Below are 3,972 nucleotides of genomic sequence, written 5' to 3'. Positions count from 1 at the left end.
CCCACCATCATCAGCGGCATGGAAAGCAGAACGATGAAGGGGTTCTTGAACGACTCGAAGAGACTTGCCATGACACCGAAGACCAAGACTATGGCGAGTGCGAGAATCAGGCCGACTTGACTGAACATGGCCGTCATGTCGGCAAAGTCACCGCCGTACTCGATGAAAACCTCGTCAGACAGCACCAATTCTTTTTCCAAAAGGGCTTTGATATCCGATTCAGCCTGACTTACCGCATAATTGGGGGCAAGACCGCCGACCACATGAACCGTTCTCATCTCGTTCTCACGACTAATCGATACCGGACCTGTGGAGCGTTCAATGGTAGCCAGGTTATCCAGACTTATCTTCTCTCCGAGCGAATTACGGATGAAGATTCGATTGAGATCGAGCTCGCTGGAACGGTCTGCCTTATCAAGCATGACGACCACATCGGTGTCGCTGCCGTTCTTCTTGAGCTGGGTTGCAGTAATACCGTTCACGCTGTTGCTGATCTCTGTAGCGATGGCTTGCATCGTCAGGTTGTAGGCGTATGCCCGTTCACGGTCGATGGTGATTTTCAACTCGGGCAAGCCCTTGTTGAAGTCGGTCCTGATTTCGGTAATACCCTTGAGATTCTCATCGATCAGGTCGCGAATCTTTTCTGCAGTTTCCACGGCGAGATCAAGATTGTCACTCTTGACCGCAACATCGACCGGATTCAGGTTGCCAAGACCCATGGACATCTGGCTGAACGAGAAACTGGCCGCTGGATAGAGATTGAAGTAACGCCTCAACTTATCCTGCACGATTTGCATGGTATCGGCACCTTCCTCATCGAGCAGGGATATCTGCAGTGATCCTGAGTTCGTTCCTCCGTTGCCGAACATTCCTCCGCCGCCGGCGGTGACTGTAATGTCCTTGTATCCCTTGATGTCTTGCTCGGCTTTAGCATAGAGATCCATCAAGATGCTCTCCGTTGTCGCAAGGGTTGTCCCCTCTGGAAGGGTGACGCTGAGGGTGACTGAAGTCTCGCTCATGGTTGGATAGAGAGACTGAGGCATCGCCTGAAACGCTTGGAACGTAAGGACCAAAATCATGACTACCAGGATGAGCGTAAGCCATTTGTAGTCAATCAACAAGGCGAGAGTGCGCTTGTAAGCCCGGTCGAGCGCGTCAAAAGCAGCCTCGGCCTTATCATCAATGAACCTGAGCAGGCGAATCTTCAAAGGCTTTTGCTTGCGGGTATAGAGTCTCACATAGGAGCTGGTGAGAACAGGAACCAAGGTCACCGACACCACCAGCGAGGCCAAAAGGCTGATGATGATCGTAGCGGCCATCGGGGTGATGATCTCCCCGAGCATCTCCAGGTTGCTGCGAAGGAGCACCATCGGCACAAAGACACAGACGGTGGTAAGCACCGATGCGGTAATGGAGACGATCATCTCCTTGGTGCCTAGGATGGCGGCGGCATGCAGTTTTGCTCCGCGTTCACGATAGCGGAAAATGTTCTCCAGAATAACGATGGAACTATCCACCGTCATACCTAGCCCCAAGATCAGGCCGGTGAGCGTCATCAGGTTCAACGAGTAACCCATGAAGAACATAACCAGCACGGTGAGGAGCATGGAAACCGGTATCGAGATACCGATGATAAAGGTGGACCTGATGCTTCTGAGGAAGATGAAGAGGACCACCATAACCAAGACTACGCCGTAGAGCAGGCTTTCATAGACGGTGTTGATCGTCGACTCGACCATCTCGGTGGTGTCAACGATGACTTCAAGGCTCATTCCCTTGGGCAGTTCCTTGTTCAAGTCCTCAATGACTTCCTTCACGTGCTTTGCCACTTGCACGCTGTTGGCGTCGGACTCTTTATTGACCGACAGGTATACCCCGCTCTCTCCGTTGATGTACACCTTGCTGGTTGCATCGCGGTAGGAGAACGAGACAGTGGCAATGTCCTTGAGGCGAACGACATTGGAACCGATGACATTGCCTTTTGCATCATACTTGGGATAGGCGGCCACCATGGCATCCTCTATCTGTTCGATGGAGGAGAATTGTGCATCGGTGCGAAGCAAGTAGGAAAGGTCCCCTTCGATCAACGTCCCCGCCCCGATCTGGAAATTCTGTGGGTTGAGGGTGTAAGCAACCTGAGAGAGGGTGAGTCCGTAGGCTTCCAAACGGTTTTGGTCGATGGCGACTTGGACGTATGAGTCCTGTCCGCCATTGATGGCAGTTGAGGAGACGCCTGCCACTCGCTCGATACGATTTTGGACCACATCCTCCAGCACTGAGCGCAGCTCATTGGCATCATGACCGTTGGAACCCTTGAGCGCGATGTTCATAATCGGCACCATGTTGGTGTTCAGCTTGAAAATGGTGGGTTTGGAGGCATCAACGGGGAATATATTGGTATAGAGGCTGAGGTTGTCGTTTATCGATTGGCTTGCCTTGTCCAAGTCGGTGCCATAGGCAAACTCCAACATAACCATCGAAATACCTTCCGATGAAGTTGAACTGATTCGCTTGATCCCTCCCACATTGGAGACGGCACTCTCGATGAGCTTGGTGACCCTGCTTTCCATGGTTTCGGGACTTGCCCCGCGATAGGAGGAGTAGACGACGACCATCGGAAGATCCATCTCAGGAAAGAGTTCGACCGACAGGTTGGGATAGATCACCAAGGCTAGCACCGTCAACAGGATGTAGATGATGATGATGGTGGTGGGACGGCGTACTACGGTATTGGTTAGACTCATGCTTGCATTCCTTACTGAAGGATACGCACCAGCGTACCCTCGGTCATCAGACTCTGCCCTTGTACAATCAAGTTTTCACCGATGGTGAGGCCTGCGGTGATTTGCACCTGGTCACCGACCTGCAATCCCACCTCAACCAGGTTCTTCTTTGCGAGGCCGTCGGAACCAACAGTGAATACATAGGCCTGGCTGCCTGAATACAGCAGGGCTGAACGAGGAATGGCTATAACCTGCTCCAGGCGTTCAGTATTGAGGACTACCGAGGGGAACATGCCGCTTTTCACTTTGCGATCGGGATCCTGCACCTTCAGCGTAATCTCCAAGGTCCTGGTGGCTGGGTTGAGAACAGGACTGAGTCTGATTACTTCCGCTTCAAAGACTTCGCCGGGGAAGGCTTTGAAGGTCATCTGTGCTTTTGTCCCGACCCCAACGGTTCCAATATGCCTTTCTGCGATATCCATCACCACTTCCAGGTCCTTGAGCAAACCGATGCGGGCAATGGGAGCCTGCATGGAAACTACAGAGCCTTGTACGAAGGGCAGCATCAAAACTGTCCCGGAAGCCGGGGCTTTGATCACACTCTCCTTGTACGTGACTCCTGCACGGGAGGGGTCGACGGTTGCGATGACTTGGTCCTTCTCTACCGTCTGTCCAAGCTTCACGGCAAGCGAGGTGAGCGTACCAGCCACTTCGCTGTAGACGTCGATGGAGGATGGGTCGACTACATTGCCGTTTCCGACAATGGTATTCTGCAGATCAACAGGTTCCAATTTCATCACCCGAACGCTCACCGCTACCGGACCTTCATCGGCCGCCACCGTGGGAGCTGGCTGAAGCGACTTCAGGTACTTGAAGGGATTGACGACCACCAAGACGGTGGCAAGGATAATGAGGACTATCAGGACGATAAGTCCTGCAATATGTTTTTTAGAATACTTTTGCTTCATACTTACATCAACTCCTTGGTGCGATACTCGTGTTGGATATTCAAATCATAAATAAGGTCGATCAGGGAAGAAATATATTGGAACTGGAGAGCAAGAACTTGTTGCCGGGCCCCGAGCAAGTTGTTCTGGGCTTCCTCCAGCGCCACTCTTGTGATATAGCCGCTCTCATACTGAATAAGGTTCATCATGTAAACTTTCTCGGTGAGCTCCAAACTCTGATTTGCAAGCTCTGCCTGGGATGCCAGCATGTTCAGGTTCTGTACCTGCCCTACTACACTCAC

Annotated in this window: 3 protein-coding genes; all 3 read right to left on the bottom strand. The window is 52.1% G+C overall.

Annotated elements, in window-relative coordinates; all coding sequences use genetic code 11:
* Nucleotides 1-2,744, bottom strand: a 2,744-nt coding sequence (locus B3F49_RS03950; protein ID WP_293909142.1) for an efflux RND transporter permease subunit, incomplete at its 3' end; no start/stop codon positions are given.
* An 11-nt stretch (nucleotides 2,745-2,755) separates the two neighbouring features.
* Nucleotides 2,756-3,691, bottom strand: a complete 936-nt coding sequence (locus tag B3F49_RS03945) for an efflux RND transporter periplasmic adaptor subunit (protein WP_293909112.1) — start codon at nucleotides 3,689-3,691, stop codon at nucleotides 2,756-2,758.
* Between the two features lie 2 nt (nucleotides 3,692-3,693).
* A partial coding sequence (locus tag B3F49_RS03940; protein ID WP_293909110.1) for a TolC family protein occupies nucleotides 3,694-3,972 on the bottom strand: 279 nt, incomplete at its 5' end.

The sequence above is a fragment of the Sphaerochaeta sp. UBA5836 genome (assembly GCF_002432845.1).
GTDB lineage: Bacteria > Spirochaetota > Spirochaetia > Sphaerochaetales > Sphaerochaetaceae > Sphaerochaeta.
The sequence above is the reverse complement of the archived record's forward strand: the minus strand, read 5'-3'. Positions and strand labels throughout refer to the sequence as shown.